The organism is Ramlibacter pinisoli (genome assembly GCF_009758015.1).
In the GTDB taxonomy this organism is placed as follows: domain Bacteria; phylum Pseudomonadota; class Gammaproteobacteria; order Burkholderiales; family Burkholderiaceae_C; genus Ramlibacter; species Ramlibacter pinisoli.
Genome location: NZ_WSEL01000009.1, coordinates 2,113,655 through 2,138,714, shown reverse-complemented (window position 1 = coordinate 2,138,714; position 25,060 = coordinate 2,113,655). Strand labels below are relative to the sequence as shown.

General features: G+C 71.9%; 19 protein-coding genes. 18 read left to right on the top strand and 1 reads right to left on the bottom strand.

Translation table 11 applies throughout. From position 1 onward, the window contains the following. Positions 1-93: 93 nt before the first annotated feature. The 16 genes from GON04_RS24625 (at position 94) to uvrA (ending at position 20,681) form a co-directional block, all read left to right on the top strand. A complete protein-coding gene (locus tag GON04_RS24625; RefSeq protein ID WP_157400585.1) occupies positions 94-1,722 on the top strand; it encodes a carboxyl transferase domain-containing protein in 1,629 nt (542 codons plus the stop codon). 11 nt (positions 1,723-1,733) lie between these two features. After that, positions 1,734-2,846 (top strand): hypothetical protein, encoded by a 1,113-nt coding sequence (locus GON04_RS24620; RefSeq protein WP_157400584.1) that lies wholly within the window; start codon positions 1,734-1,736, stop codon positions 2,844-2,846. 7 nt (positions 2,847-2,853) lie between these two features. Then, positions 2,854-3,993 carry an acyl-CoA dehydrogenase family protein gene (locus GON04_RS24615; protein ID WP_157400583.1) on the top strand — a complete coding sequence of 380 codons (1,140 nt, stop codon included), beginning with the start codon at positions 2,854-2,856 and terminating at the stop codon, positions 3,991-3,993. Positions 3,994-4,005: 12 nt separating this feature from the next. Then, the gene (locus tag GON04_RS24610) at positions 4,006-4,926 is read left to right on the top strand and encodes a dienelactone hydrolase family protein (RefSeq protein WP_157400582.1); all 921 of its coding nucleotides are present in this window, start codon (positions 4,006-4,008) and stop codon (positions 4,924-4,926) included. Positions 4,927-5,087: 161 nt separating this feature from the next. Further along, positions 5,088-5,876 (top strand): enoyl-CoA hydratase/isomerase family protein, encoded by a 789-nt coding sequence (locus GON04_RS24605; protein WP_157400581.1) that lies wholly within the window; start codon positions 5,088-5,090, stop codon positions 5,874-5,876. A gap of 3 nt (positions 5,877-5,879) precedes the next feature. Continuing rightward, positions 5,880-6,515: a DUF4126 domain-containing protein gene (locus GON04_RS24600; RefSeq protein ID WP_157400580.1), complete on the top strand. Its 636-nt coding sequence runs from the start codon at positions 5,880-5,882 to the stop codon at positions 6,513-6,515. Further along, the gene (locus GON04_RS24595; protein WP_157400579.1) at positions 6,516-8,504 is read left to right on the top strand and encodes an acetyl/propionyl/methylcrotonyl-CoA carboxylase subunit alpha; all 1,989 of its coding nucleotides are present in this window, start codon (positions 6,516-6,518) and stop codon (positions 8,502-8,504) included. It abuts the gene before it with no gap. Between the two features lie 487 nt (positions 8,505-8,991). Next, entirely contained in the window at positions 8,992-9,912 is a 921-nt protein-coding gene (locus GON04_RS24590; protein WP_157400578.1) for a 2-hydroxyacid dehydrogenase, read from the top strand. 25 nt (positions 9,913-9,937) lie between these two features. Further along, positions 9,938-10,846 (top strand): hydroxymethylglutaryl-CoA lyase, encoded by a 909-nt coding sequence (locus GON04_RS24585; RefSeq protein ID WP_157400577.1) that lies wholly within the window; start codon positions 9,938-9,940, stop codon positions 10,844-10,846. Continuing rightward, the gene (locus GON04_RS24580; RefSeq protein WP_157400576.1) at positions 10,843-11,154 is read left to right on the top strand and encodes a hypothetical protein; all 312 of its coding nucleotides are present in this window, start codon (positions 10,843-10,845) and stop codon (positions 11,152-11,154) included. Before GON04_RS24585 ends, GON04_RS24580 begins: the two co-directional genes overlap by 4 nt. Continuing rightward, the gene (locus GON04_RS24575) at positions 11,141-11,644 is read left to right on the top strand and encodes a YbaK/EbsC family protein (protein ID WP_157400575.1); all 504 of its coding nucleotides are present in this window, start codon (positions 11,141-11,143) and stop codon (positions 11,642-11,644) included. The genes GON04_RS24580 and GON04_RS24575 overlap by 14 nt, the downstream gene beginning before the upstream one ends. Continuing rightward, positions 11,641-11,889 carry a DUF1289 domain-containing protein gene (locus GON04_RS24570; RefSeq protein ID WP_181653753.1) on the top strand — a complete coding sequence of 83 codons (249 nt, stop codon included), beginning with the start codon at positions 11,641-11,643 and terminating at the stop codon, positions 11,887-11,889. Before GON04_RS24575 ends, GON04_RS24570 begins: the two co-directional genes overlap by 4 nt. Further along, positions 11,886-12,518 (top strand): 2-hydroxychromene-2-carboxylate isomerase, encoded by a 633-nt coding sequence (locus tag GON04_RS24565; protein WP_157400574.1) that lies wholly within the window; start codon positions 11,886-11,888, stop codon positions 12,516-12,518. Before GON04_RS24570 ends, GON04_RS24565 begins: the two co-directional genes overlap by 4 nt. Before the next feature lie 219 nt (positions 12,519-12,737). Then, entirely contained in the window at positions 12,738-14,411 is a 1,674-nt protein-coding gene (locus tag GON04_RS24560) for an MFS transporter (RefSeq protein ID WP_157400573.1), read from the top strand. A gap of 91 nt (positions 14,412-14,502) precedes the next feature. Beyond that, a complete protein-coding gene (locus GON04_RS24555; RefSeq protein WP_157400572.1) occupies positions 14,503-14,703 on the top strand; it encodes a hypothetical protein in 201 nt (66 codons plus the stop codon). Between the two features lie 119 nt (positions 14,704-14,822). Beyond that, the gene (gene uvrA, locus GON04_RS24550) at positions 14,823-20,681 is read left to right on the top strand and encodes an excinuclease ABC subunit UvrA (RefSeq protein ID WP_157400571.1); all 5,859 of its coding nucleotides are present in this window, start codon (positions 14,823-14,825) and stop codon (positions 20,679-20,681) included. 13 nt (positions 20,682-20,694) lie between these two features. Here the strand turns inward: uvrA and GON04_RS24545 are convergent, their stop codons facing one another. Beyond that, a complete protein-coding gene (locus tag GON04_RS24545) occupies positions 20,695-21,288 on the bottom strand; it encodes an outer membrane beta-barrel protein (protein WP_157400570.1) in 594 nt (197 codons plus the stop codon). 239 nt (positions 21,289-21,527) lie between these two features. On the opposite strand from GON04_RS24545, the gene GON04_RS24540 reads away from it, so the two are divergent. Both GON04_RS24540 and GON04_RS24535 read left to right on the top strand, forming a co-directional pair. Beyond that, positions 21,528-23,993 (top strand): glycoside hydrolase family 5 protein, encoded by a 2,466-nt coding sequence (locus GON04_RS24540; RefSeq protein WP_157400569.1) that lies wholly within the window; start codon positions 21,528-21,530, stop codon positions 23,991-23,993. A 96-nt stretch (positions 23,994-24,089) separates the two neighbouring features. Then, positions 24,090-25,058, top strand: coding sequence for a tripartite tricarboxylate transporter substrate binding protein (locus tag GON04_RS24535; protein ID WP_157400568.1), 969 nt, complete (start codon positions 24,090-24,092; stop codon positions 25,056-25,058). The last annotated feature ends 2 nt before the right edge of the window (positions 25,059-25,060 follow it).

The window sequence follows — 25,060 nt, the reverse complement described above, 5'->3', positions numbered from 1 at the left end:
GCGGGCAGCCGCGCGCGGCCGGGCCGGGATCACCCCGTTGGCCGTGGCCGCCGCGCCGGCGCAAGCTTCCCCGTCCGCATCCGAAAGCACCCCATGTCCGTCCTGGAAAGCCAACTCAACGTCCGCTCCGCCGAGTTCCAGGCCAACGCCGAAGTCATGCGTGGCCTGGTCGAGGACCTGCAGGCCCAGCTGGACCTCATGGCCGCCGGCGGCGGCGACGCCGCCCGCGCCAAGCACGTGGCCCGCGGCAAGCTGCTGCCGCGCGAGCGGGTGCAGATGCTGCTGGACCCCGGCACGCCCTTTCTCGAGCTGGCGCCGCTGGCCGCGTTCGCCATGTACAACGGCGACGCGCCCTGTGCCGGGCTCATCGCCGGCATCGGCCGGGTGAGCGGGCGCGACGTGGTCATCGTGTGCAACGACGCCACCGTCAAGGGCGGCACCTACTACCCGATGACGGTGAAGAAGCACGTGCGGGCGCAGGAGATCGCGATGCAGAACCGGCTGCCCTGCATCTACCTGGTGGACTCGGGCGGCGCCAACCTGCCGCAGCAGGACGAGGTGTTCCCGGACCGCGAGCACTTCGGCCGCATCTTCTACAACCAGGCCAATCTGTCGGCGCAGGGCATCGCGCAGATCGCGGTGGTGATGGGATCGTGCACGGCCGGCGGCGCCTACGTGCCGGCGATGAGCGACGAGACCATCATCGTGAAGAACCAGGGCACCATCTTCCTGGGCGGCCCGCCGCTGGTGAAGGCGGCCACCGGCGAGGTGGTCTCGGCCGAGGACCTGGGCGGCGGCGACGTGCACACCCGGCTGTCGGGCGTGGCCGACCACCTGGCCCAGAACGACATGCACGCGCTGGCGCTGGCGCGCCAGGCGGTGGCCAGCCTGAACCGCGAGAAGCTGCCGCAGGCCCAGCTGCGCGAGCCGCGGCCGCCCAGGTACGACCCGCGCGAGCTGTGGGGCGTGGTGCCGACCGAGGCGCGCCGGCCCTACGACGTGCGCGAGGTCATCGCCCGCGTCGTCGACGGCAGCGAATTCCACGAGTTCAAGTCGCGCTGGGGCGGCACGCCGGGCGGCTCCTCGACCACGCTGGTGTGCGGCTTCGCCCACATCGAGGGCATGCCGGTGGGCATCATCGGCAACAACGGCATCCTGTACAGCGAGTCGGCCCAGAAGGGCGCCCACTTCATCGAGCTGTGCTGCCAGCGCAAGGTGCCGCTGGTGTTCCTGCAGAACATCACCGGCTTCATGGTCGGGCGCAAGTACGAGAACGAGGGCATCGCCCGCCACGGCGCCAAGATGGTCACGGCGGTGGCCACCGCCAGCGTGCCCAAGTTCACGATCATCATCGGCGGCAGCTTCGGCGCCGGCAACTACGGCATGTGCGGCCGCGCGTTCAGCCCGCGCTTCCTCTGGATGTGGCCCAACGCGCGCATCTCGGTGATGGGCGGCGAGCAGGCCGCCAGCGTGCTGGCCACCGTGCGGCGCGACGGCATCGAGGCCCGGGGCGGCCAGTGGAGCGCGCAGGACGAGGCCGAGTTCAAGCAGCCGCTGCTCGACCAGTTCGCTTTCCAGTCGCATCCCTACTACGCCAGCGCCCGCCTGTGGGACGACGGCGTCATCGACCCGGCCGACACCCGCCGCGTGCTGGCGCTGGGCCTGTCGGCGGCTTTGAACGCGCCGATCGGCGAGCCGAAGTTCGGCGTGTTCCGGATGTGAGGAGCGGCGCGGTGCACCCCCGGTCCTTCCTCGCGCGCCGCCGGCTGCTGGGCGCGGCGCTGGCCCTGCCGGTCGCTGGCTGCGTGCCCACCCCCTACGGGACGTACTGGCGCCCGGTCGTCGCCCATGCGGGCGCGCGCGACCGGCGCGCCTGGTGCCAGGGCCAGGCCGGGCCGGTCACCGGCGTGGACGTCGACCTGGGCGGCGGGCTCGCGCTGGCCGTCGTGGCCGAGGCGGCGCGCGACGGCGCCGTCCCGGTCCGGGTGCAGCTCGCGTTGCCGGCCGGCAAGGCCGTGCGCATGCCGGGGCTGCCGCGCGTGGTCGCCGATGGCCGGCCGCTCGAGGGGCCGGTGCAGCTGTCGGCGTTCCGCTCGGTGCCGGTGGCCGCCGGCACCTGGGTCGATCCGCAGCGCCTGCGGCCGGGCGCCGGCCCCGCGGCGGCGCTGGAGCCGGAGGCACCGTTCGGCCGCGCGCGGCTGCGCATTGCCGAACTGCCCGGGGCGGCCAGCCCGCAACTGACCGCGGCCGGCCTGCGCGTGGGCTTTGACGACCGCACCGTCGACCTGCCGGCGGTGGAGCTCGCCCGCGGGGGCGCCCGCGCCACGCCGGACAGCTACCGCTCCGCGCAGCAGCAGGCCGCGGACGAGGCCCGCGCCGCCGCCTGCCGGCGCGACACGCCCCAGCGCGCCTGCGACAACATCCTGGACTACATCGGCACCAGCCACGCCGCTGTCCACGAGGGCATCGCCTGGAGTGGCCGCTGGTATCGCTCCAGGTCGGACGATGGCCTGCACGCCGAGCTGGCGCTGGCGGTGCGGCAGGGCGCGCGCTGGCGCCTGGAGGCCGACGGCTTCCAGCTGCGCGACGCCGCCGGTGGGGCGGTGCGCCCGCTGGCGTTGACCGCCGGTTCGCTCGTGTTCAGCGACCGCATCGAGCCCGGCGCACCGTTGCCGGCGGCGGCCGTTCCCACCACCGCGGGGCTGGCGTTCACGGTGCCGGCCGATGCCGGCAGCGCCGAGTTCCAGCTGGCGCCGCTGCTCGCCGATGGCGAGCCGCTCGCGCTGCCGCCGGTGCGCCTGGAGCGCCGCCGTTTCGACGGCGGTGTCGAGCCGTTCAACTGCTGAGGAAGCCATGTCCGACCTCTCGATCTACGACACCCCCGAGCACCAGGTCCTGCGCGACCAGGTGGCGCGCTTCCTCGCCCGCGAAGTGGAGGGCAGGGCCGACGCCTGGGAGGAGCAGGGCTTCGTGCCGCGCGAGGTGCTGCGGCGCATGGGGCAGGCCGGCCTGTTCGGGCTGATGTACGAGCCCGAGTACGGCGGCGCCGGGGCCGATGCGCTCACCAACCTGGTGTTCGCCGAGGCGCTGTCGCAGTCCACCTATGCCGGCTTCATCATCACCGTGCTGGTCCACACCGACATGGCGAGCCCGCACCTGCACCACGCGGGGTCGCCGGCGCAGAAGGACAAGTACCTGCGCCGCGTGATCGCCGGCGAGCTGGTCACGGCGGTGGGCATCACCGAGCCGGGCGCCGGATCGGACGTGGCCGGCATCCGCACCAGCGCCAAGCGCGACGGCGACCACTGGGTGCTGAACGGCAGCAAGCTCTTCATCACCAACGGCGTGCACGCCGACCTGTACTTCATCGCCGCCAAGACCGGTCCGGGCAAGCGCGAGGTCTCGATGTTCATCGTCGAGAAGGGCACGCCGGGGTTCTCGGTCGGCCGGGCGCTGAAGAAGACCGGCTGGCTGTCCAGCGACACCGCCGAACTGGTGCTGGACGACGTGCGCCTGCCGGCGGCCAACCTGCTGGGCGAGGAGGGCAAGGGCTTCTACTCGGTGATGAAGAACTTCCAGACCGAGCGCATCGCCCTGGCCGCCATGGCGGTGGGCCACTGCCAGCGCGCGCTGCAGCTCACGCTCGACTACGTGCGCCAGCGGCAGGCGTTCGGCGGGCCGCTGTGGAACCAGCAGGTCATCCGCCAGCGGCTGGCCATGCTGGACGCCAGGACCCGGGCCGCGCGCGCCTTCCTGTACCACTGCGGCTGGCGCGTCACCCAGGGCCACGACATCGTGCAGGAGGTCTCGATGCTCAAGGCGCTGACCGGCGAGCTGGTCAATGAGGTGGTGCAGGCCTGCCAGCAGTTCCACGGCGGCATGGGCTACATGCGCGAGATGGCGATCGAGCGCCTGTGGCGCGACGCCCGCGTGCTGGCCATCGGCGGCGGCGCCACCGAGGTCATGCTGGAAGAAGTGGCCAAGCGCTACTGAACCCTGACCGCGATGCCGATCCAGCGCCTGTCGTCGATGCTCCTGCTGTGGGTGGCCGGCCTGCTCGGGTGCGGGCCGGCCGGCGCGCAGGCGCCGCAGCTGGATGCGGCGCTGAACGAGGCGGTGGTCATGGTCGCCAAGACGGGCACGCTGTTCTCGACCGAGATCGAGACCACCGTCTACAAGCCCGACGGCGACGGCCCGTTCCCGCTGGTGCTGGTCAACCACGGCAAGGCGCACGGCGATCCGCGCTTCCAGTCCCGCTACCGGCCGGCGCTGGCGGCGCGCTACTTCCTGCAGCGTGGCTATGCGGTGCTGGTGCCGATGCGGCAGGGCTTCTCGCGCTCCAGCGGCAGCTACATCGGCGGCGGATGCAACGTCGAGAGCAACGGGCGCGTGCAGGCGCAGGACCTGCGCGTGGTGCTGGACTGGGCCGGCTCCCAGCCCTGGGCCGATCGCGCCCGCATCGTCGTGGTGGGCCAGTCCCACGGCGGCTGGACCACGCTGGCATTCGGTGCCGAGAACTACCCCGGGGTGCGCGGGCTGGTCAATTTCGCCGGCGGCCTGCGGCAGGACGGCTGCGCCGGCTGGCAAAGGACGCTGGCGGTGGCGGCCGGCAGCTACGCCAGCCAGACCCGCGTGCCCTCGCTGTGGTTCTACGGCGAGAACGACAGCTACTTCCAACCCGACTTGTCCGCCGCCATGCTCGAGCGCTATCTCGGCGGCGGCGGGCAGGCCCGCCTGGTGGCATTCGGCACCTTCGGCAGCGACGCGCACGCGATGTTCGGCTCGCGCGCCGGCCTGCCGATCTGGCAACCGGAGGTCACGGCCTTCCTTGCCGCGCTCGGATTGCCGAGCGAGGTGCAGCCGCAGTTCGCGCGCTATGGCGCGCGGGCGAGGTCGGCTGCGACGGCCTCGGAGGCCGCGCCATGAAGGTGCTCAACCACGGCCGCGCCGCCGGGCTCGCGCCGTTCCCGCCACACGGCGTGGATGGCCTGCGCTGTCCACCCGCTTTCCCGACGTCCGGCAACCCAAGGCCGGGGAATTCCCCGATGCTGCGGGCAGTCCCATCGTTTCCCGCAAGGCGCCCTGACATGAACCATCTGCTGCTCGACACCACTGCCGGCGTCACCACCGTCACGCTCAACCGTCCGGAGGTGCGCAACGCCTTCAACGACGAGGTGATCACCGAGCTCACCGCCGTCTTCCTCGAACTGGGCAAGCGGCCCGAGGTGCGCTGCGTGGTGCTGGCCGGCAACGGGCCGGCGTTCTGCGCCGGCGCCGACCTGAACTGGATGAAGCGCATGGCCGGCTACACGCGCGAGCAGAACCTGGAGGACGCCAGCGGCCTGGCGCGCATGCTCGAGGTGGTCTGGCGCTGCCCCAAGCCCACCATCGCCCGGGTGCAGGGTGACGTCTACGCCGGCGGCACCGGCCTGGTGGCCGCCTGCGACATCGCGGTGGCGGTCGACGGGGCCCACTTCTGCCTCAGCGAGACGCGGCTCGGCCTCATTCCGGCCACCATCAGCCCCTACGTCATCCGGGCCATGGGCGCCCGCCACGCGCACCGCTGGTTCCTCACCGCCGAGCGCTTTTCCGCCGCCGAGGCGCACCGCATCGGGCTGGTGCACGAGGTGGTGCCGGCCGAGCAGCTCGACGCCAAGGTGCACGAGATCGCCGGCGCGCTGGTGGTGGCCGGGCCGGAAGCCGTCAAGGCCACCAAGCAGCTGGTGCAGGACGTCGCCGGCCACACCATCTCGGCCGGGCTGATCAGCCGCACCGCCGAGGCCATCGCCGACGTGCGGGTGAGCGACGAGGGCCGCGAGGGCATCCGCTCCTTCCTCGAGAAGCGCAAGCCCGGCTGGCTGCCGCACCAGGGCTGAGCCATGGACCAGATCCCCGCGCTGATGGAGCCGCCGCAGCTGCTGGCGCTGGCGGCCGCGCTCGGCTGGGCCAGCGGCTTCCGGCTCTATGCCGCCGTCTTCCTCACCGGGCTGGCCGGCTTCCTCGGCTGGATCCCGTTGCCGGCCGGCCTGCAGGTGCTGCAGCACCCGGCCGTGCTGGCGGCCAGCGGCTTCATGCTGTTCGTCGAGTTCTTCGCCGACAAGATTCCCTACGTCGACACGGTCTGGGACGCGGTGCACACCGTCATCCGCATCCCGGCCGGGGCGGCGCTGGCGGCCGGTGCGCTGGGCGCCGACAACGCCGCCATGGGCTGGATCGCGGCGCTGGTGGGCGGCAGCCTGGCCGCCACCAGCCACGCGACCAAGATGACGACGCGGGCGGCGGTCAACACCTCGCCCGAGCCGTTCTCCAACTGGGGAGTCTCGCTGGCCGAGGACGGCCTGGTGGTGTTCCTGCTGTGGTTGTCGGCCACCCACCCGGCGGTGTTCACCCTGGTGCTCATCGCCTGCGTGATCGTGTCGATCGTGCTGCTGGTGGTGCTGGTGAAGTTCCTGAAGACGGTGGTGCGCGAGTTGCGCGGTTTCTTTGCGGGGCAGCGCCTGCCCCGGGAGTCCTGAATGTTCAAGAAGATATTGATCGCCAATCGCGGCGAAATCGCCTGCCGGGTGGCCGCCACGGCGCGGCGCCTGGCCATCCGCACCGTCGCCGTCTATTCCGACGCCGATGCCGATGCCAAGCATGTCGCGGCCTGCGACGAGGCGGTGCACCTGGGCGGCAGCGCGCCCCAGGACAGCTACCTGCGCTGGGAGCGCATCCTCGAGGCGGCACGGGCCACCGGCGCGCAGGCCATCCACCCGGGTTACGGCTTCCTGAGCGAGAACGAGGAGTTCGCCGCCGCCTGCGCGCAGGCCGGGCTGGTGTTCATCGGCCCGCCGGCCTCGGCCATCCAGGCCATGGGCCTGAAGGCCGAGTCCAAGCGGCTGATGGAGCAGGCCGGCGTGCCGCTGGTGCCCGGCTACCACGGCGCCGAGCAGGGGCCGGCCTTCCTGAAGAAGCAGGCCGACCGCATCGGCTACCCGGTGCTGATCAAGGCCAGCGCCGGCGGCGGCGGCAAGGGCATGCGCGCGGTCGAGAAGGCCGAGGACTTCGAGGCGGCACTGGCGTCCTGCCAGCGCGAGGCGAAGAACAGCTTCGGCGACGACGCCGTGCTGGTCGAGAAGTACGTGCAGCGGCCGCGCCACATCGAGATCCAGGTGTTCGGCGACACCCACGGCCACTGCCTGTGGCTGTTCGAGCGCGACTGCTCGGTGCAGCGCCGCCACCAGAAGGTGCTGGAGGAGGCGCCGGCGCCCGGCCTGTCGCCGGAGCTGCGGCGCCGCATGGGCGAGGCGGCGGTGGCGGCCGCCAAGGCCGTGGGCTACGTCGGCGCGGGCACGGTGGAATTCATCGTCGAGCAGCGTGGCGATGCGATGGACTTTTTCTTCATGGAGATGAACACGCGGCTGCAGGTCGAGCATCCGGTGACCGAGGCGATCACCGGGCTCGACCTGGTCGAGTGGCAGCTGCGCGTGGCGGCCGGCGAGCCGCTGCCGCTGCAGCAGGAGCAGCTGCGCATCGACGGCCACGCCATCGAGGCGCGCATCTGCGCCGAGAACCCCGACAACAACTTCCTGCCGGCCACCGGGCAGCTGCACGTCTACCGCAAGCCGGCCTGCAGCGCCTTCGTGCCGGCGCCCGTGCGCATCGACGACGGCGTGCGCGAGGGCGATGCCATCTCACCCTACTACGACTCGATGATCGCCAAGCTCATCGTGCATGGCGCCACCCGCGAGGAGGCGCTGGCCCGGCTTGACGACGCGCTGGCCCAGACCCACATCGTGGGGCTGGCCACCAACGTGCAGTTCCTGCGCCATGTGGTGCGCAGCCGCTCGTTCACCCAGGCCGACCTGGACACCGCGCTGATCCCGCGCGAGCAGGCCGCGCTGTTCCACCAGGAGCCGGTGGGCTTGCCGCTGGCGGCGGCCTGCGCGGTGGCACGCACGCTGCTGGCCGAGCGCGCGCTGGAGCACGCCGACCCGTTCAGCCGCCGCGACGGCTGGCGGGCCTATGGCGCGGCGACGCGCCGCTTCGCCTTCGAGTTCGGCGGCGAGCCGCACCAGGCCGAGCTGGCCTACGGGCGCGACGGCGTCCTGCGGCTGACGGCCGGCGGCGCCAGCGGACCGCTGCAGTTCGCCCCGCACGACCAGGCCATCGAGGTGCAGTTCGCCGGCCAGCGGGTGCGGGCGCGGGTCGACGCGCTGGGCGAGGCGCTGCACGTGTTCACCCCGCGCGGCGCCACCCGCATCGTGGTGGTCGACCTGCTGGCCCACGCCGGCGAGGGCGAGAGCGAGGGCGGCCGCCTCACCGCGCCCATGCCGGGCAAGGTGGTGTCGTTCGCGGTCAAGGCGGGCGACACGGTGAAGAAGGGCCAGCCGCTGGCGGTGATGGAAGCCATGAAGATGGAGCACACCATCGCCGCGCCGGCCGACGGCACCATCGCCGAACTGCTGTACGCGCCGGGCGACCAGGTGGCGGAGGGGGCGGAGCTGCTGACGCTGGCAGCGTGAGGCCCCGCCGAGTCGAACTCGTCATGCTCGACCCGACGCCCAGACGTGATGCCGGGCCCGGCCCCAAGGGGCGTTTGCCGGGCTCGACCCCCAGAAGGCGTCATGCCGGGCCTGACCCCAAAAGGCGTCATGCCGGGCTCGACCCGGCATCCATCTCCGGACCGTCGATCGGCCCGGCTCGAGGCATCGGCCGACGGGGCGTGCCATCCCGGAGATGGATTGCGGGTCAAGCCCGCAATGACGTGGCAAGGGTCGACGCCCGCAATGCAGTGGCACGGGACAACGCCGCAATGACGTGACAAGGGTCAACGCCGCAATGACGTGGCAAGGGTCAACGCCGCAACGACGTGGCAAGGGTCAACGCCGCAACGACGTGGCAAGGGTCAACGCCGCAACGACGTGGCACGGGTGGAGCCGGCAACGACGTGGCGACGGTCAGGCCTCGCCCTGACGCGGCGTGAGTCCGTCCGGCGGCGAAAATCCCCCCATGCGCATCCTCTTTTCCGCCTCCGGCACCCGCGCCGCCCCCTGGATCGACGGCCTGCGCGAGGCGCTGCCGCAGGCCGATGTCCTCGAGTGGCAGCCCGGCGCGCCGGCGGCCGACCATGCGGTGGTGTGGGCGCCGTCGCAGCAGCTGTTCGACGAGCAGCCGGGGCTGCGGGCCGTGTTCAACATCGGCGCCGGCGTCGACGCCCTGATGGGCCGGCGCATCGCGCCGTCGACCCTGGTGGTGCGGCTCGACGACGCCGGCATGTCGGTGCAGATGGCCGAGTTCGTCTGCCACGCGGTGATCCGCCATTTCCGCGAACTCGCCGCCTACGAGGGCGACATCGCGCAGGGCCGCTGGACCTACCGCAAGCCGCGCCTGCGGGCCGACTTCCCGGTCGGCGTGATGGGCCTGGGCGTGCTCGGCACGCGGGTCGCGCAGGCGCTGCAGCAGTTCGAGTTCCCGGTGCTGGGCTGGAGCCGCTCGCCGCATGCCGTCGACGGCGTGCGCTGCTTCGCCGGGCCAGCGCAGTTCGATGCCTTCCTGGCCGCCAGCCGCGTGCTGGTGTGCCTGCTGCCGCTGACGGCCGAGACCGAGAACATCCTCAACCGCGACACGCTGGGGCGGCTGCGGCCCGGCGCCTACCTCATCAACGTGGCGCGGGGCGCCCACCTGGTCGAAGCCGACCTGCTGACCTTGCTGGACAGCGGGCAGCTGGCCGGCGCCACCATCGACGTGCTGCGCGAGGAACCGCCGCCGGCCGGGCACCCGTTCTGGAACCATCCCCGCATCGCCCTGACGCCGCACACCTCGGCGCGCACCCTGCGCGAGGAGAGCATTGCGCAGATCGCCGGCAAGATCCGCGCGCTGGACCGGGGAGAGCCCGTGGCCGGCGTGGTTGACCGGTCCCGGGGATACTGATGCCCCACCTTTGGAGACAGATGCCATGAAGCTGCCATCCCGCGTCAAGCTGGTCGACGTCGGACCGCGCGACGGCCTGCAGAACGAGAAGGCCCAGGTCCCCGCCGAGGTGAAGATCGGCCTGGTGCACCGGCTGCAGGACGCCGGCCTGACCGAGATCGAGGTCACCAGCTTCGTCTCGCCCAAGTGGGTGCCGCAGATGGCCGACGCCGCCGAGGTGATGGCCGGCATCCGGCGCAAGCCCGGCGTGCGCTACTCGGTGCTCACGCCCAACATGAAGGGCTTCGAGGCCGCCGTGGCCAGCCGGCCCGACGAGATCGTCGTCTTCGGCGCCGCCAGCGAGGCCTTCAGCCAGAAGAACATCAACTGCTCCATCGCCGAGAGCATCGAGCGCTTCGCGCCGGTGGTCGAGGCGGCGCGCGGGCGCGGCATCGCGGTGCGCGGCGCCATCTCGTGCACGGTCGGCTGCCCGTACGAGGGCGAGATCGCGCCCGAGCGGGTGGCCATGGTGGCCCGGCTGATGAAGGACATCGGCGTGCAGCACGTCGGGGTGGCCGACACCATCGGCGTCGGCACGCCGCGCAAGGTGCAGGCGGCCATGGAGGCGGCGCTGCAGCACTACGACCTCGACAGCGTGTCGGGCCACTTCCACGACACCTACGGCCAGGCCCTGGGCAACACGCTGGCTTCGCTGGAGATGGGCGTCTGGCAGTACGACACCTCGACGGCGGGGCTGGGCGGCTGCCCCTACGCCAAGGGCGCCACCGGCAACGTGGCCACCGAGGACGTGGTCTACATGCTGCACGGCCTGGGCATCGAGACCGGCATCGACCTCGACAAGCTGGTCGACGCCGGCGCGTACATCAGCGACTTCCTGCAGCGCAAGCCCAACTCGCGCGCCAGCACGGCGATCCTGAACAAGAGGGCGGGATGAGGGGCGCGGTCATCGCGGGCCCGACCAAGGGCCTCGTCATTGCGGGCTCGACCCGCAATCCATCTCCGGGAGGGCACGACGCGGCGGCCGCTGCATCGAGCCGGGCCGATCGACGGTCCGGCGATGGATGCCGGGTCAAGCCCGGCATGACGATCGGTTGGGTCCGTCCCGGCCTGACGCTGGATCGGGTCAGCCCCGGCATGACGCTCGATCGCGGCACGCCCGGGATGACGTTCGACCGGGTCGCCCCCGGCATGACGACAGGCGGGCTCGACCCCGACACGGCAGGTCTCCATGTGCGGCGCTGAACTGTCCTCCCTTCCCGACGGCGTGCAGCGCGTCGCCCGCCTGCTGCAGGACCAGGGGCATCCGCACCTGCCGGTGATGCTGGACGATGCCGCGCGCACGGCGCAGCAGGCGGCCGACGCGCTGGGCATCGCGGTCGGCCAGATCGCCAAGAGCATCGTCTTCCGCCGCCGGGCCGACGACGCGGCGGTGCTGGTCGTCACCTCGGGCGACCGCCGGGTCGACGAGCGCAAGGTCGAGGCACTGGTGGGCCCGACCGGGCGCGCCGACGCCAGCTTCGTGAAGGCACGCACCGGCTACTCCATCGGCGGGGTCGCGCCCATCGGCCACCTGCAGGCGCCGGTGACGCTGATCGACCGCGAGCTGTTCCGCTTCGACGAGATCTGGGCCGCGGCCGGCCATCCGCACGGCGTCTTCCGGCTGCGCCCGCAGGACCTCGAGCGGCTGACCGGTGCACCGGTGGCCGACGTGGCGCAGGAGCCGGGCGCGTGAGCCCGGCCGCACGCCACATCCGGCGCCAGTGGCCGCGGCTGGCCGACCTGCCGCCGGGCGCGCCGGTGCCCTCGCCCTGCAACAACGTCTGCCGCATCGACGACGCCACCGGCCTGTGCCAGGGCTGCCTGCGCACGCTGGAGGAGATCGGCGCCTGGAGCACCCTGTCCGACGCCCACCGGCGCGAGGTCTGGCGCGGCCTGCGCGCGCGGGCCGATGGGGCGGCGACACCGGAGGACGCATGAAACGGCTCACCTTCTGGCTCGACTTCATCTCGCCCTACGCCTACCTCGCGTTCGAGCAGTTGCCGCAGGCGCTGGAGGGCATCAGCCACGCGGTGGACTACCGGCCGGTGCTGTTCGCCGGCCTGCTCAAGCACCATGGCCAGCTCGGGCCGGCCGAGATCCCCGGCAAGCGCGCATGGACCTACCGCCAGGTGCTCTGGCAGGCCCACGTGCACGGCATCGCGCTGCAGATGCCGGCCTCGCACCCGTTCAACCCGCTGGGCCTGCTGCGGCTGGCGCACGCCTGCGGCCCCAACCGCCATGTCTGCGAGGCGCTGTTCCGCCATGTCTGGGTCGGTGGCCTCGAGGCCGCCGACCCGGCGCGCCTGCAGGCGCTGCAGCAGCAGCTCGCGCCGGCCCGCGACCCCGGTGGCGAGGACGTCAAGGCCGACCTGAAGGCGGCCGGCGCGCAGGCGCTGGCGGCCGGCCTGTTCGGCGTGCCCACCATCGCCGTCGACGACAAGCTGTTCTGGGGCGCCGACGCCCTGCCCATGCTGCGCGCCTACCTGCAGGGCGACCCCTGGTTCGCCACCGGCTGGGACGCGGCGGCGGCCGCCACGGCGGTGCCGGTGCGGCCGGCGCGCGGCTGACAGCGCCGGCGCGGCGCGCTCGTGGTTTTCCCGGGGGTGCCAGCTCGTCGGCACCGCCCGACCCGCATGGTGAAACGCGGCCTGCGGGTTTGCCCTGAAGTTGTCAGAGCCCGTTCAGTTTCGCGCAAGCCTGCGTTGGTTTGGCGCAAGCGGGCGGTCAGAGCCGCCGCCAAGAATGCCAGTCTGTGTCCATCTCGGGCACGCAAAGGAGACAACACGATGGCAACAGCAACGGCCGCCAGCGGCATTGCCGCCCGCCCGATGACCGCCGAAGAGAGGAAGGTGATCTTCGCGTCGTCGCTCGGAACGGTATTCGAGTGGTACGACTTCTACCTGTACGGATCGCTCGCCGCGATCATCGCGCGCCAGTTCTTCGCCGGCCTCGACGCAGGCTCGGCGTTCATCTTCGCGCTGCTGGCGTTTGCCGCCGGCTTCATCGTCCGTCCGTTCGGCGCCATCTTCTTCGGCCGCCTGGGCGACATGATCGGCCGCAAGTACACGTTCCTGGTCACCATCCTGATCATGGGCCTGTCGACGTTCATCGTCGGCGTGCTGCCCACCTACGCCAGCATCGGCGTGGCGGCGCCCGTGATCCTGATCGCGCTGCGGCTGCTGCAGGGCCTGGCCCTGGGCGGCGAGTACGGCGGTGCCGCCACCTACGTGGCCGAGCACGCGCCGATGGGCAAGCGCGGCGCCTACACCTCGTGGATCCAGACCACCGCGACGCTGGGCCTGTTCCTGTCGCTGCTGGTCATCCTGGGGGTGCGCACCATGGTCGGCGAGGCCGCCTTCGCCGACTGGGCCTGGCGCATCCCGTTCCTGGTCTCCATCCTGCTGCTGGCCATCTCGGTGTGGATCCGGCTGTCGCTGAACGAATCGCCGGCTTTCCAGCGCATGAAGAGCGAGGGCAAGACCTCCAAGGCGCCGCTGACCGAGTCGTTCGGCCAGTGGAAGAACCTCAAGATCGTCATCCTGGCGCTGGTGGGCCTGACCGCCGGCCAGGCCGTGGTCTGGTACACGGGCCAGTTCTACGCCCTGTTCTTCCTGACGCAGCAGCTGAAGGTCGATGCGGTCACCGCCAACCTGATGATCGCCGCCGCCCTGCTGATCGGCACGCCCGGCTTCATCATCTTCGGCGCGCTGTCGGACAAGATCGGCCGCAAGCCCATCATCATGGCCGGCTGCCTGCTGGCCGCGCTCACCTACTTCCCGGTGTTCAAGGCGCTGACCGAGGCGGCCAACCCCGACCTCGCGGCCGCCCAGGCCAAGAACAAGGTGGTGGTGGTGGCCGACCCGGCCGAGTGCTCGTTCCAGTTCAACCCCACCGGCACGACCAAGTTCACCAGCTCGTGCGACATCGCCAAGCAGGTGCTGGCCGCCGGTTCGGTGAGCTATGAGAACGAGGCCGCGCCGGCCGGCACGACCGCCGTCATCAAGATCGGCAGCGCCAGCATCCCGGCGTACAGCGCCAAGGGTGCCGCCGCCGACGACGTGAAGAAGAAGGACGCCGACTTCAAGAAGGCGGTGTCCGACACGCTCAAGGCCGACGGCTACCCCGCCAAGGCCGACCCGGCCAAGATGAACAAGGTGATGATGGTGGTGATCCTCACCTACCTGGTCATCCTGGTCACCATGGTGTACGGGCCGATCGCCGCGATGCTGGTGGAGCTGTTCCCGACCCGCATCCGCTACACCTCGATGAGCCTGCCCTACCACATCGGCAACGGCTGGTTCGGCGGCCTGCTGCCGACCACGGCCTTCGCCATCGTGGCCCAGACCGGCAACATGTACAACGGCCTGTGGTACCCCATCATCATCGCGGCCGTGACGCTGGTGGTCGGCACGCTGTTCGTGCGCGAGACCAAGGACGTGGACATCTACGCCCACGACTGAGCGCGGCGAGGACCGTCACTGAAAGGCCCGCGGCCCCGCGCCGCGGGCTTTTTGTTGAACGTCTTCTCCTTCCAGGGATCGGAGCGCAACCATGTGGAAGCTGGTGGTCGGGTTCATCGTGTTCGCCGCGGTGGCCCTGTACGTGATTTCCAAGGCGGGTGACAAGATCGACATGGGCGGCGAGAAGCACGGTGCCGATGCCGTGAGCGCGCCCGCCGGCCCGGCATCGGTGCCGGCGGCGGCCGGTTCGGCGCCCGCGCCGGCCGCCGCGGCCGCCTCGGCTGCCAAGTAAGTCGCACCCGGCGGCCGGCCCGGCCCGCCAATGCGGCAGGAATGCCGCAAGACCTTGCGCGGCGCTGCCCGGCCGCGCATCCCTAGAATCTTCGGCCTTCGCTCGAAAGAACCAGCCGAATGACCCAGGGATTGATCCGCATCCGCGGCGCCAGGCAGCACAACCTCAAGAACCTCGACCTCGACCTGCGCACCGGGGAGCTGACGGTCGTCACCGGCCCCAGCGGCTCGGGCAAGTCGAGCCTGGTGTTCGACACCTTGTATGCCGAGGGCCAGCGCCGCTACGTCGAGACCTTCTCGGCCTACGCGCGCCAGTTTCTCGACCGCATGGACAAGCCTGCCGTCGACCGGGTCGAGGGCGTGCCGCCGGCCATCGCCATCGACCAGACCAACCCGGTGCGCTCCTCGCGCTCCACGGTCGGGACGATGACGGAGCTGAACGACCACCTCAAGCTGCTGTTCGCCCGCGCCGCCGAGCTGTTCGACCGCCGCACCGCCAAGCGGGTGCGGCACGACTCGCCCGAGACGGTGTACGCCGAGCTGATGGCGCGCACCCGCGACAGCGACCCGCGCCTGGTCCTCACCTTCCCGGTCGAACTGCCGGCCAGCACCACGGCGCAGGAGGTGGAGCAGTGGCTGGCCGCCAGCGGCTTCACCCGGGTGCAGGCCGAGCGCGAGGTGGCCACCCCCACCGGGCCGCGCAAGGTGCTGGACGTGGTGGCCGACCGCTTCCGCATCCAGGGCGTGGAGAAGGTGCGCGCCATCGAGGCCATCGAGGTCGCCCTCAAGCGCGGCGCCGGCCGGCTGTCGGTGTATGCCGCGGTCAGCGACACCGAGAGCGAGACCTGGCGCTTTTCCACCGGGCTGCACTGCCCCGACAGCGACATCCGCTACGCCGACCCGATCCCGTCGATGTTCTCGTTCAACTCGCCGGTGGGCGCGTGCGAAGTCTGCCGCGGCTTCGGCCGGGTGATCGGGGTCGACTACGGGCTGGTGATCCCGAACGACAAGCTCACGCTGCGCGCCGGCGCCATCAAGACCATCCAGACCCCGGCCTGGTCGGAAGCGCAGGACGACCTGATGCGGCACGCCGAGGCGGCCGGCATCCCGCGCGACACGCCCTGGTCCAAGCTCAGCCCGGAACACCAGCACTGGGTGATCCACGGCACGCCCAACTACAAGGAGGGCAACTGGAACAAGCAGTGGTACGGCATCAAGCGCTTCTTCGAGTACCTGGAGAGCAAGGCCTACAAGATGCACATCCGGGTGCTGCTGTCCAAGTACCGCAGCTACACCCCCTGCGAGACCTGCAACGGCGCCCGCCTGCGGCTGGACAGCCTGCTGTGGCGCCTGGGCAGCAAGGAGGACGCCGACGCCGTGCTGCCGCCGCAGCAGCGCTTCCTGCCGGTCGGCGTCGACTGGTCCCGCGCGCAGCTGGAGGCGCTGCCGGGGCTGTGCCTGCACGACCTGATGCAGCTGCCGATCGACCGGCTGCGGGCGTTCTTCGCCCGCCTCGAACCCCGGGCCGGCGGCCAGGCCGGCGACGGCGAGCACGCCGCCCTCAAGCTGCTGTTCGAGGAGATCACCACCCGGCTGAAGTACCTGGTGGACGTGGGCATCGGCTACCTCACGCTGGACCGCCAGAGCCGCACGCTGTCGGGCGGCGAGGTGCAGCGCATCAACCTCACCACGGCGCTCGGCACCTCGCTGGTGAACACGCTGTTCGTGCTCGACGAGCCCAGCATCGGCCTGCACCCGCGCGACATCCACCGCATCACCGAGGCCATGCAGCGCCTGCGCGACGCCGGCAACACGCTGGTGGTGGTCGAGCACGACCCGGCCGTGATGCTGGCGGCCGACCGCATGATCGACATGGGCCCGGGCCCGGGCGAGAAGGGCGGCCAGATCGTCTTCGACGGCACGACCGACGCGCTGCGCGGCGCCGACACGCTCACCGGCGCCTACCTGGGCGGGCGCAAGCACGTGGGCATGGGCTTCAAGCGGGCGGTGACGGCGGCCACGCCGCGGCTGGTGCTCGAGGGCGCCAGCGAGCACAACCTGAAGGACCTGTCGGTGGAGTTCCCGCTGCAGCGCCTGGTGGTGGTCACCGGCGTGTCGGGGTCGGGCAAGTCCAGCCTGGTGCAGGACATCCTGGCGCCCGCGCTGCTGCGCCACTTCGGCCGCGCCACCGAGACGCCCGGCCGCCACGAGCGTCTGCTGGGCGCCGACCACCTGGGCGACGTGGTGTTCGTCGACCAGTCGCCGATCGGCAAGACGGCGCGTTCCAACCCGGTCAGCTACGTCGGCGCCTGGGACGCGCTGCGCGAGATCTTCGCCACCAGCGCGCTGGCGCGCGAGCGCAGCTACACCGGCTCCAAGTTCAGCTTCAACAGCGGCGACGGCCGCTGCCCCACCTGCGGCGGCTCGGGCTTCGAGCACGTCGAGATGCAGTTCCTGTCCGACGTCTACCTGCGCTGCCCCGACTGCGACGGCAAGCGCTACCGGCCCGAGATCCTGGAGGTCACCATCGAGCGCCAGGCCATCGGCGGCCAGCCGCGGGTGCTGAACGTGGCCGACGTGCTGGAACTCACGGTGAGCGAGGCGGCGCAGCTGTTCGCCGGCGACCGCGACGTCATCCGCGCGCTGCAGCCCATCGTCGACGTGGGCCTCGAATACGTGAAGCTGGGGCAGCCGGTGCCCACGCTGTCGGGCGGCGAGTCGCAGCGGCTCAAGCTGGCCGGCTTCCTGGCCCAGGCGGCGCGCACGACGCCGGCGTCGCGCCAGGGCCTGGCGGCCAAGGGCACGCTGTTCATGTTCGACGAGCCGACCACCGGCCTGCACTTCGACGACATCGCCAAGCTGATGCGCGCGCTGCGCAAGCTGCTGGAGGCCGGCCATTCGCTGGTGGTGATCGAGCACAACCTGGACGTGATCCGCGCGGCCGACTGGCTGGTCGACCTGGGGCCCGAGGGCGGCGACGCCGGCGGCCTGCTGGTGGCCGAAGGCGCGCCGGAGGACGTCAAGCAGCATCCCACCTCGCACACCGCCAGGGCGCTGCGCGAGTACGACGTGACGTTCGGCGTCGAGCGGCCGGTGTGGAGCGTGCAGAGCCCCGAGGCGGCCTACGCCACGCGGCCGCCGGCACCGGCCCGGCCCGCCCAGGCGATCCAGATCGTCAACGCCCGGGAACACAACCTCAAGAGCCTGAGCGTCGACATCCCGCACAACAAGTTCAGCGTCATCACCGGCGTGTCGGGCTCGGGCAAGTCGACGCTGGCCTTCGACATCCTGTTCAACGAGGGCCAGCGGCGCTACCTCGAGTCGCTCAACGCCTATGCGCGCAGCATCGTGCAGCCGGCCGGCCGGCCCGAGGTGGACGCGGTGTACGGCATCCCGCCCACGGTGGCCATCGAGCAGCGCCTGTCGCGCGGCGGCCGCAAGTCCACCGTCGGCACCACCACCGAGGTGTGGCACTTCCTGCGCCTGCTGTACGTCAAGCTGGGCGTGCAGCACTGCGTCAAGGACGGCGCCGAGGTGCGCCCGCAGACGCCCGACAGCATCGCCGCGCAGATCCTCAAGCGCTACCGCGGCCAGCACGTCGGGCTGCTGGCGCCGCTGGTGATCGCGCGCAAGGGCGTGTACACCGAGCTGGCCGAGTGGGCCCGCCCGCGCGGCTTCAGCCACCTGCGGGTGGACGGCAACTTCCTGCCCACCACCGGCTTCCCGCGCATCGACCGCTTCAAGGAGCACACCATCGAGCTGCCGGTGTGCGACCTGGACGTCACGCCGGCCAACGAGGACCTGCTGCGCCGCAAGCTGGCCGAGGCGCTGCAGCACGGCAAGGGCGTGCTGCACCTGCTGGCGCCGCTGCACGGGCTGCGCGAGCGCATGCAGGACGGCGTGGGCAAGCACCACGACATCGGCACGGTGCAGGTGTTCTCCACCCGGCGCGCCTGCCCGGTGTGCAGCACCAGCTACGCCGAGCTGGACCCGCGGCTGTTCTCGTACAACAGCAAGCACGGCTGGTGCCCCGAGTGCGTGGGCACCGGCGTGCGGCTCACGCGCGAGCAGCGCAAGGCCTTCGACGACACGGTGGTGGCCGAGGACAACAAGGGCCGCGAGCAGACCTTCGCCGAACCCGAGGTGGAAGACCTCACCGACGAGGTCTGCCCGCGCTGCGAGGGCACGCGGCTGAACGAGCAGGCCCGGGCGGTGAAGTTCGCCGGCCTGGGCATCGACGAGATCGCCTCGCTGTCGGTGGCCGACGTGCGGGGCTGGGTCGAGCGGCTGCAGCGCGCGCAGGTGCTGAGCGAGCGTGAGCAGGGCATCGCGCGCGACCTGATCCCGGAGATCCGATCGCGGCTGGAGTTCCTCGAGGAAGTGGGGCTGGGCTACCTGACGCTGGACCGTGGCGCCCCGACCCTGTCGGGCGGCGAGGCGCAGCGCATCCGGCTGGCGGCCCAGCTCGGCTCCAACCTGCAGGGCGTCTGCTACGTGCTGGACGAGCCCACCATCGGCCTGCACGCGCGCGACAACCAGATCCTGCTGGACGCGCTGCACAAGCTGGGCGGCAAGGGCAACACCCTGGTGGTGGTGGAGCACGACGAGGACACGATCCGGCGCGCCGACCACATCATCGACATCGGCCCCAGCGCCGGCAAGCGCGGTGGCCGCGTCATCGCGCAGGGCAGCGCGGCCGACGTCACCGCGAACGACGAGTCGCTCACCGGCCGTTACCTGCTGCACGCGATGAAGCACCCGCTCAATCCGCGCCGGATCGTCGGCGACCTGCCGCCGCCCCGGCCGGCCGCCAACGGAGGCGAGAGCACGCCGGAGCCCGCCGCCAAGGGCCGCAAGGGCAGGAAGGCGCCGGTCCTGGCCGACGTGGCGGAGACCGCGGAAGAGGGCGCGTCCCAGGGCTTCCTGCAGTTGCGCGGGGCCGACCTGCACAACCTGCGCCAGGTCGACGTCGACGTCCCGCTGCGGCGGCTGGTCGCCGTCACCGGCGTCTCGGGCTCGGGCAAGTCGACCCTGGCGCGCGACGTGCTGCTGCACAACGTGCAGGCGGCGGTCCAGCAGCGCAGCACCAAGGCCGGCCGCGAGGCCGACGACAGGGGCCGGCACCCGGCCTGGAGCGGCTGCCGCTCGCTCGACGGCTACCAGGTCGTCGACCGCGTGCTGGAGGTCGACCAGACGCCGATCGGCAAGACGCCGCGCTCCTGCCCGGCCACCTACATCGGCTTCTGGGACACCATCCGGCGGCTGTTCGCCGACACCCTGGAGGCCAAGGCGCGCGGCTACGGCCCGGGCCGCTTCTCGTTCAACACCGGCGAGGGGCGCTGCCCGACCTGCGAGGGCCAGGGCGTGCGCACCATCGCGATGAGCTTCCTGCCCGACGTCAAGGTGCCCTGCGAGTCATGCCACGGCGCGCGCTTCAACCCGGAGACGCTGGCGGTCACCTGGCGCGGCAAGAGCATCGGCGACGTGCTGCAGATGGAGGTCGACGAGGCGGTGGAGTTCTTCGCCTCCATGCCGGCCATCAGCCACCCGCTGCGGCTGCTGGAGGACGTGGGCCTGGGCTACCTCACCCTGGGCCAGCCCTCGCCCACGCTGTCGGGCGGCGAGGCGCAGCGCATCAAGCTGGTGACCGAGCTGTCGAAGGTGCGCGACGACGTCACGCGGCGCGGCCAGAAGCCGCCGCACACGCTGTACGTGCTGGACGAGCCGACCGTGGGACTGCACATGGCCGACGTGGAAAAGCTCATCCGGGTGCTGCACCGCCTGGTGGACGGCGGCCACAGCGTGGTCGTGATCGAGCACGACCTCGACGTGATCGCCGAGGCCGACTGGATCGTCGACCTGGGGCCCGAGGGCGGCAACGCCGGCGGGCAGGTGGTGGCCAGCGCACCGCCCGAGGAGGTGGTGCGGCTGGGCACCCACACCGGCCGCGCGCTGGAACCGGTGTTCGAGCGCGCCTAGCCGGCCCGGGCGGCTAGAACTTCGTGCCGAGGCTGACGGTGATGCCGTCCAGCCTGGCCGTGCTCTTGTCCGAATAGCGCATCACGTCCACGCCGAGGTAGCCGGTGTAGCCGCTCTGCGTGAACTTCCAGTTGGCGCCGATGCCGTAGGCCACGTCGTTCGCGTTGTCCGAGGTGCTGCCGGTGGAGAACGTGGCGGTGCGGATGTCGGTGTTGACCCGGGTCCAGGCGTAGCCCAGGCGACCGAACACCTCGTACTGGGGGGTCTCCCACTTGGCCTTGCCGAACAGGCCGAACGTGCTCTGGATCTTCGACTCGCCCTGGATCGCACCCCCGGCGACGTTGATGTCGGCGTTGTGCACGCCGAATCCCAGCATGCCCTCGGCGGCGAAATTGGGATGGAAGTCGTAGCCGACGATGCCCCGCAGGATGCCGGGATGGCCGCTGAAGCTGACGCCGTTGGTCGTGCCGCGGAAGTCCATGTAGGTGTAGCCGACTTCCCCATACATGCGGCCCGCCTGCAGTCCCATGCGGGATGCGGTGGTCTGGGCTTGAGCGGTGCCGACCAGCGCGAGCAGTGCGACGCCCAATATCGATGCAGCTTTCATGTCATGGTCCCTTTGAGGTTGGAGGTTTTGTGGGCCCACGCCGTCGCGCAGGCCTGGGAAAGTTTCCAACCCGGCCTGTCGGGCAACATTTTCTTTCTTCGGATGAGTAGGCGATGCGCGACAGGACAATGGCGGCCCTCCAACGCAACAACGCTCGTTACCTCTGTCGCCGGTCCTGACACGGCGCCCGCGGTCCGCCACCCACACTGGCTGGCGGCCCCTCGGCCGCAGGAGGCGCGATGCGGCGCAGGGACTTCAACCAGGGCGCGGCCATCGCTGCCTTGCTCGGCCTGGGTGGCTGCGGCGGCGGTGGTGGCGGAGCCGGCGGCGGTGGCGGGACGGCCGGGCCAGCGAGCGCCGGCGCGCCCGCTGCCGCGCCAGCGGCCGGGCCCGGTCCCGCCACGGCCGCCGCCACCGATGACCTGCCGGCGGTCGCCGCCTCGGCGCTGATCGGCACCAACCTGGCCGGCATGGAGACGGCGTTCGGCGTGCGCGCCGGCCCCAACACGCGGCCCAACCAGGACTTCACCGTGCCGCGCGCCGCCGAGGTGCGCTGGCTGGCGCGCGACGGTTTCGGCAAGAACCGGCTGCCCTTCATGTGGGAACTGCTGCAGCCGATGCTGGTGGACACGGTGGCGAACGCGCAGGCGCGGGTCCTGATCGGCGAGCCCGGTGCGTTCCACGAAGGCTATGCGCGCTGCATCGACGGCGTGCTCGACGCCCACGCGGCGGCCGGCACCCGCTGCATCCTGGACTGCCACAACTACTGCCGCTACATCGACTTCCGCTTCCAGGCCGACGGCTCGGTGCCCGGGCTGACGGCGGCAGCGGACGCCGAGGCGCGCGCCTTCACCACCGATCCGTCGCGGGTCTTCACCCGGGTGTTCGCCACCGCCCCGGGCGCGACGCTGCAGCCGGCGGCCTTCGCCGACTTCTGGCGGCGCGCGGCGCAGCGCTGGGCCACGCACCCCGGCTTCGGCGGCTACGGCCTGATGAACGAACCGCACGACCTGCCGCGCCCGGGCCAGGTGGTCGAGTCGCAGGACTTCGAGGACGACAAGACGATCTGGCCGGTGTTCGCGCGCGCCGGCATCGCGGCCATCCGGGCGGTCGACCCGGTGGGCACCATCTACCTGTCGGGCAACTTCTGGGGCGGGGCGATGAACATCGGCCCCGAGCACAACCCCGAGTGGCCGCTGCCCGGCAGCAACATCGTGTATGAGGTGCACAGCTACCTGGACGCCTGGAACAACGGCGCCGGCTTCGACTGGGACCTGGAACTGCAGAAGGATTTCGTGGCCGGCTTCGGCCCCGGCCGCATGACGCCGGACACCGGGCGCGCGCGCATGCAGATCGCCACCGACTGGGCGGCCGCGCACGGCACCCGGGTCGCGCTCACCGAGACCGGCATGCCGGTCGACGACGCGCGCTGGCAGGAGGCCTTCAGCCGCCTGATGGCGCACAGCGCGCAGGCCGGCTGGGAGACGCAGAGCTGGATGGGCGGCAGCCACTGGCCGGCGCGCAACCACGCCATCACCCACGTGCCCGGCTGGCACCAGGACCGCACCGTGCCGCCGCTGGTGGCCGGCGTGATGCTGGGCGCGCAGGGGCTGGACCGCGCGGCCCTGTTCGACGACGTGGCCGGCGCGGGCGCGCCCGGGGTGCCGGTCGCCGTCACGGTCTATGCGCGCGGCAACCTCGCGGCCCCGCTCGTGCTGCAGGTCAGCCTCGAGGGCGGCGGCACGCTGGACCGCAGCACGCTGGCCATCCCGGCCGGCGCCAACGGCCAGGACAGCATCCGCTACACGCCGGCCGGCGACGGCGTGGCCACCTTGCGCTACAGCGCCGCGCCCGACCGCCAGGTGCCGCCGCCGCGCCGCATCGCGACCTTTGCCGATCCCGTCGCGGCCGCCGCCACGCAACCGGCCGAGGCGGCGCTGGCGCTGCTGGCGCGCTACGCGGCATGCAAGTGGGACCTGGCCGACGGCTACACCGACTTCCTGCTCGGGCATCCGGCGCGCGACGGCGAGCCGGTGCGCGCGCTGGCCGATTCGGGCCGCGGCTCCAGCGTCGGCAACGTGATGGAGATGCTCAACTGGATGAACCAGGACGGTCCCGGCATGGGGCCGCTGCGGCCGCCGGTGCTGCGCGCCGACGGCCGCCCGCATGCCGACCTCACGGCCGACGGCGCGGTCGGCTTCTGGTGCCACAAGCCGATTCCCGGCGGCAGCTTCCCGAACCCGCGCAACCGCGTGCCCTACGGGCTGGGCGACCCGCACTTCGCGCTGGCCGTCGTGCGGCTGCCCACCGCGGCGGCCGCCGGCACGGTGTTCCAGGCCACGGCGGCCGGCCAGCGCTGGCATTCGGCGCTGGCGGTCAGCGGCGGGCGTGCCCAGGCCCGCTGGACCGACGTCAACGGCCAGTCGGTGGTCCTCGACGGTCCGGCGCTGGCGTCGGGCGCGCCGGCCGTGCTCACGCTGGTGGCCGCGCCCGGCCGCCAGCAGCTGCGCGTGAACGGCGTGGCCGCAGCGGCGGCGGGCGCCGGCCTGGCGGGCGGCCCCTACGGCGACCTGCTGATCGGCTGGGGCGATCCGCTGGCCGGCGGCGGCTCGGCCTTCCGCGGCCATGTGTACGCCGTGGTCACCGGCCGCGGCGAGCCGGCCGCCGCCGAGCTGGCGGTGCTGGAGCGTTTCCTCCTCGGCTGATTCGCCCAGGTGACAGCGGCCGGGTACATCCCGATTGAGCCGGGCCGGCCACCACCGTCCAATCGCGCCTGCCAGGCACACAACACAGGAGTTCCCATGCGCCGCCGCCATCTCATCCAGCTCGCCGCCGCCGGCGCCGCCGGCACCGCGCTGCCCGCCCTCGCGCAGTCGGGCGCCTTCCCGAACCGGCCGCTCAAGCTCGTCATCGCCTTCCCGGCCGGCGGGCCGACCGACATCACCATGCGCTCGCTGGCCGACAACGCCGGCAAGGTGCTGGGCCAACCGGTGGTGGTCGAGAACAAGCCGGGCGCCGGCGGGTCGCTGCCCGCCCAGCAGCTGCAGACCTCGCCGGCCGACGGCTACACCCTCGCGCAGATCCCGCTGGGGGTGTTCCGCCTGCCGTACACGACCAAGATCAACTGGGACCCGGTCAAGGACATCAGCTACGTCATCAACGTGACCGGCTATGCGTTCGGCATCGTGGTGCCGACCGACTCGCCGCTCAAGAGCTGGACCCACTTCGTCGGCTGGGCCAAGGCCAATCCCGGCAAGCTGACCTACGGCTCGACCGGCACGCTGACCAGCCCGCACCTCACCACCGAGCTCATCGCACAGGAGCTGGGCATCCAGCTGCAGCACGTGCCGTACAAGGGCAGCGCCGACCTGGCGCAGGCCATCGTCGGCGGCCACATCATGGCGGCGGCCGACTCCACCGGCTTCGCGCCGCTGGTCGAGGCCGGCAAGCTGCGCGTGCTCAACACCTGGGGCGAGCAGCGGCTGGCCAAGTTCCCGGACGCGCCCACGCTCAAGGAGCTGGGGCTGAACATCGTGCAGAACTCGCCGTTCGGCATCGGCGCCCCGCGCGGCACCCCGCCGGCGGTGGTCAAGCGCCTGCACGACGCCTTCAAGACCGCGATGGAGGATCCGAGCTACGTGCAGGCGCTGGCCCGCTACGACATGTTGCCGATGTACATGAGCTCGACCCAGTACACCAAGTTCGCGCAGGACACCTTCGCCAAGGAGAAGGCGCTGATCACCAAGCTGGGGCTGGCCAAGCCCGGCTGAGT